Source organism: Nocardia sp. NPDC058497 (genome assembly GCF_042720195.1).
In the GTDB taxonomy this organism is placed as follows: Bacteria; Actinomycetota; Actinomycetes; order Mycobacteriales; family Mycobacteriaceae; genus Nocardia.
The window spans coordinates 1-4,743 of the sequence record NZ_JBHXMY010000468.1; the positions used below are offsets into that span (position 1 = coordinate 1).

The following is a 4,743-nucleotide window of genomic DNA, read 5'->3' on the forward strand; positions in this document are numbered from 1 at the left end:
TCTCACACGGCAAACTCGCCGAACTCCCGGGACGCGGGCAGCGTCTGAAGTTAGTGGCGCTGAAGCACCTGTAACAGCTGACGCTGCTGTGAATAGGGTGACGGTTCGCGCGCGCCTCGTCAAGTGGCGCGGCGCGGTCTGTCCGAGAAGTGAGATCGACTGGCGCGCTGGGCATCCCCGTCCGGAACCGCGGCTATTTTACTCGCGACACGCCGTGTGCGCCAACTCGCGTAACCGCCGCTCAGCGCCCGTTTTTCCGATCGAGCCGAGCCGCCACCGCCCCTGAACGCACGACGAGCCCCGACCGAGTGGCCGGGGCCCGTAATGCTGCGAAAGTCGCTCAGCCGTTGATCTGGCCGTGCGGAATCGTCTTGGTGTCGAACTGGGCGGTGGGGTGCTCGCTGCCGTACGCCGCCATCACCTGGGTGTCGTTGTCGGTCTCGTCGAGCGACTCGCGGATCGCCACCTGGGCCGCGTGCGGCAGGGTGTGCATGATCTCACGCACCCGCGCCTGGCGGCGGAAGACGGCCTGGCGGGCGGGCATGCCCGGCTCGGCCTTCATCTGCGGGATGATGCCCTCGATCTCCTCGGCACCACCGTGGTGGTGACCGGCGTCGACGAGCGCCTGCTCGCGCGCCATCTGCGCCTCGTCCTTCTCCTCCGACATACCGATCGGGCCGATCATGCGGCCGTTGAGGAACTGCTTGACGACCGGCTCCTCGCTGGTCAGCAGCACCTCGCGCGGGCCGAACATGACCAGCTGGCGGCGGAAGAGCATGCCGATGTTGTCCGGCACGGTACGGGCCAGGTTGATGTTGTGCGTCACGATGAGGATCGTCGCGTCGATCTGGGCGTTGATGTTGAGCAGCAACTGCGCCAGGTACGAGGTACGCACGGGGTCGAGACCGGAGTCGGGCTCGTCGACCAGGATGATCTGCGGGTCGAGAACCAGCGCGCGGGCCAGGCCGGCACGCTTGCGCATACCGCCGGAGATCTCGCCGGGCAGCTTGTTCTCGGCGCCGAGCAGACCGGTCAGCTCGAGCTTCTCCATGACGATCTGCCGGATCTCGGTTTCCGACTTCTTCGTGTGCTCACGAAGCGGGAAAGCGATGTTGTCGAACAGGTTCATCGAGCCGAACAGCGCGCCGTCCTGGAAAAGGACGCCGAACAGCTTGCGGATCTCGTAGAGCTCCTTGTTGGAGCAGGTGGTGATATCGGTGCCATCGATGAAGATGGACCCGCGCTCGGGCCGCAACAGACCGATGAGCGACTTCAGGAACACCGACTTACCCGTACCCGAAGGGCCGAGCAGGGCGCTCACCTCACCCGAAGGGAGCGTGATCGACACGTCCTGCCAAATTCGCTGTGAACCGAAGGATTTGGTAACACCCTCGGTCCTGACCTCGACGCCCACGCCTACCTCCATTGTTCCCTGCGAGCAGCCCACCCCGCTGACCGCGCGTTTACATCACGGCGGTGCGTCACGACACTGTGGGTCCGGTCACTGTATCCCATCAGTGAGACAGGGCACACCCTCATATGACTGAAGAGTAACCCAGCCCGTTCGATACAGCGTGTATCACCATCCCACGTCCGGACAAATAACAAACGGGCGGCCCCCGAAAGGGACCGCCCGTTCGCGAACGCGAAGCGCCGAATTACTTGACGGAGATCTTGGCGCCGGCCTCTTCGAGCTTGGCCTTGGCAGCCTCGGCGGCCTCCTTGGAGACCTTCTCCAGGATCGGCTTCGGGGCACCCTCGACCAGGTCCTTGGCTTCCTTCAGGCCCAGGCCGGAGACGATCTCACGGACCACCTTGATGACCTGGATCTTCTTGTCGCCCGCACCCTCGAGGATGACGTCGAACTCGTCCTGCTCCTCAGCGGCCTCGGCCGGAGCAGCGGCGCCACCGGCAGCGGCAACGGCGACGGGGGCAGCAGCGGTGACCTCGAACTTGTCCTCGAACGCCTTGACGAAGGCGGACAGCTCCAGGAGGGTCATCTCCGAGAAAACGTCGAGCAGCTCTTCGGTGGACAGCTTGGCCATGATTGTTCCTTTCGGTAGTGAATGTCTTGTGCGCGCGGGCGTAATACCCGTGCGGGGGTATTACTCGGCAGCGCCTTCGGCCTGCTTCTTCTCCTGCAGCGCGGCGGCCAGACGGGCCACCTGACCCGCGGGAGCCGAGAACAGCCCGGCAGCCTTGGACATGTTGCCCTTCATCGCACCGGCCAGCTTGGCCAGCAGGACCTCGCGGGTCTCCAGGTCGGCGATCTTCTCGACCTCGGACACGGACAGCGCAGCGCCGTCCATGTAGCCGCCCTTGATGACGAGCGCCTTGTTCTCCTTGGCGAAGGTCTTGAGCGCCTTCGCGGCGTTGACCGGCTCACCCTGGATGAAGGTGATGGCGGTCGGTCCGACGAACAAGTCGTCCAGGCCCTCGACGCCCGCTTCCGCGGCCGCGAGCTTGACCAGGGTGTTCTTGGCGACGGAGTACGTGGCCTCGGCGCCGAGCGCACGACGCAGCTCGGTGAGCTTGCCGACCGAAAGACCACGGTATTCCGTGACAACAGTGGCCGTGGAGTTCTTGAACTGCTCCGCGATCTCCGCGACAGCGGTGACCTTTTCAGGCTTCGCCATACTTCGCCTCCTCTCTGATGTCGGTTCGTGAACGCGCACTACCGAATTCAGGGGCCGGCGACAAAACTAACGCCCCGGACGCAAGGCGTACCGGGGCGCGAAATATCGGCCTCAGCTCTCCCTGCGTGGGCCGCCGGCAATGTCGCCGGACCTTCGATCGACACCACGCAAGCGGCATCGACGACCAACGGTCTTCGGTAGAACGAATGGGTAGCCATCAAACATGTCGATGACCGGACTCCACTGTAGCGGTACCTGCCCCCATCTGCCAAAACGGGTTCGACCGCTGCCCGATTCGACCGAATGAACTGTGGCGCAGGTCACGTCACTTCCTACAATGTGGTAGCAATCGCACCAAGAAAGTGTTACGTCAGGTGACAGTAACCTGGTTCACTCATCAACTATGGCAACCTCCATAGTCGCTCCACCACCGCTGCTGGACCGGCGTTCACAGCGATTCCTCGCACTCGCCGTGATCTGTCTGGCCGAACTGCTGGTCGTCCTCGACAACACCATCGTCAACGTCGCACTCCCCTCCATCGGTGTCCAGCTGCAGACCGGCGTCTCCGGCCTGCAATGGGTCGTCGACGCCTACACCCTCACCTTCGCCGGCCTGCTGCTCGCCGCGGGCAATCTCGGTGACCGCTACGGCCGCAGGCGGATCATGATCGTCGGCCTGGTCGGCATCGCCGTGATGTCGGTCGGCGGCGCGCTCGCCGAGTCGATGACGCAGGTCATCGCGGCCCGAGCAGCGATGGGTGTCTTCGCCGCCGCGGTCTTCCCCGCCACCCTCGCCCTGATCATCAACATCTTCACCGACAAGCGCGAACGCGCGCTGGCCATCGCCGCCTGGACCGCGATGGCCGGTTTCGCCATCGCCATCGGCCCGATCTCCGGTGGCTGGCTGCTCGAGCACTTCAGCTGGCACTCGGTGTTCTGGATCAATGTGCCGGTGGCACTGGCCGCGCTGGTGGCGACGCTGATCTGGGTGCCGGAATCGCGCGCCGACCAGGTCGGCAAGCTGGATCTGCCCGGCATAGTCCTGTCGATCGCGGGCATCACGCTGGTGGTGTGGGCGATCATCGAGGCGCCGCACAACGGGTGGCTCTCGCTGACGACGCTGTGCACCGCCGCGCTCGGTGTCGTCCTGCTCGCCGCTTTCGTCACGTGGGAATTGCGCACGGCCGCACCGATTCTCGATATGCGACTGTTCCGCAATCGCCGCTTCTCGTTGCCCGCCTTGGCAATTGCCATCGGCTACTTCTCGATGTTCGGATTCCTGTTCCTGATCACCCAATATTTCCAGGGCGTGCGCGAATACACCCCGCTCGAATTCGGCATCGCGTCTTTGCCGTTCGCGTTCTCGGTGGCCATCGGCGCGCCGGTCGCGACGCTGCTGGCACAACGGGTCGGCACCACCGCGGTGCTGGTGATCGGTCTGCTGCTCACCGGTCTCGGCCTCTATCTGGGCGGACAGGTCACCGTGGACAGCAGCTATCTGATCGGCGTGCTGCCCTCGATGGTGTCGATGGCGCTGGGCCTGGGCATCGTGCAGGGTCCGGCGACCGAGTCGATCATGTCGGCACTCCCCCTCGACGAGGCGGGCGCGGGCTCGGCCGTCAACGACACCACCCGCGAGATCGGCGGCACCCTCGGCGTCGCGGTGCTCGGCTCGATCGTCGCCTCGTACTACAGCAGCCGAATCGGCGCCCGGGTCGACGCCATCCCGCTCGGCATCATGAACGCCAATGAGAAGAGCCTGGTCAAGGCCAGTCCACTCAGCGTGCTGGAGCTGCGCAAACGCGAGCTGACCCCGTTCCTGGAGTCCCAGCGCGAGAACCTCATCGTCGCCATGAAGACGGCGACCCTCCAGGGTGCGCACACCGCGTCCCTGGTGGCGGCAGGCGCGGTCGGGGTCTGCGCGGTGATCGTCGCGATCTTCCTGCCGTGGAAGCCGCAGGACGGCGAATCGGTGCTGCTCGGCTGGCGCAAGAAGGACTGATCCCGGAGACCAGCGAGGGTGGGGACCCGCTGGGGTTCCCCCCCCCGGGGGGCGACAGGAGATACAGTTAGGAAAATCTACACCCAAAACGAAGAGGGCGGGTGG

At 64.9% G+C, this 4,743-nt stretch carries 4 protein-coding genes; 1 reads left to right on the forward strand and 3 read right to left on the reverse strand.

Features of this window, described 5'->3' with window-relative positions; translation table 11 throughout:
• Window positions 1–340: 340 nt before the first annotated feature.
• From ACFWPJ_RS25050 to rplJ, 3 genes are all read right to left on the reverse strand, one after another.
• Complete coding sequence (locus tag ACFWPJ_RS25050) at window positions 341–1,414, reverse strand: ABC transporter ATP-binding protein (RefSeq protein WP_378854831.1); 1,074 nt, start codon at window positions 1,412–1,414, stop codon at window positions 341–343.
• Between the two features lie 244 nt (window positions 1,415–1,658).
• Window positions 1,659–2,045, reverse strand: a complete 387-nt coding sequence (rplL, locus tag ACFWPJ_RS25055; protein WP_378854832.1) for a 50S ribosomal protein L7/L12 — start codon at window positions 2,043–2,045, stop codon at window positions 1,659–1,661.
• Between the two features lie 60 nt (window positions 2,046–2,105).
• Window positions 2,106–2,636, reverse strand: a complete 531-nt coding sequence (gene rplJ / locus ACFWPJ_RS25060) for a 50S ribosomal protein L10 (protein WP_378854833.1) — start codon at window positions 2,634–2,636, stop codon at window positions 2,106–2,108.
• A 403-nt stretch (window positions 2,637–3,039) separates the two neighbouring features.
• On the opposite strand from rplJ, the gene ACFWPJ_RS25065 reads away from it, so the two are divergent.
• Complete coding sequence (locus ACFWPJ_RS25065; RefSeq protein ID WP_378854834.1) at window positions 3,040–4,638, forward strand: MFS transporter; 1,599 nt, start codon at window positions 3,040–3,042, stop codon at window positions 4,636–4,638.
• Window positions 4,639–4,743: the final 105 nt, after the last annotated feature.

What these genes read in the sequence shown, in the direction of transcription:
- rplL (WP_378854832.1), bottom strand. Translation starts at nt 2,045, where the DNA reads ATGGCCAAGCTGTCCACCGAAGAGCTGCTCGACGTTTTCTCGGAGATG.
- ACFWPJ_RS25065 (WP_378854834.1), top strand. Translation starts at nt 3,040, where the DNA reads ATGGCAACCTCCATAGTCGCTCCACCACCGCTGCTGGACCGGCGTTCA.
- rplJ (WP_378854833.1), bottom strand. Translation starts at nt 2,636, where the DNA reads ATGGCGAAGCCTGAAAAGGTCACCGCTGTCGCGGAGATCGCGGAGCAG.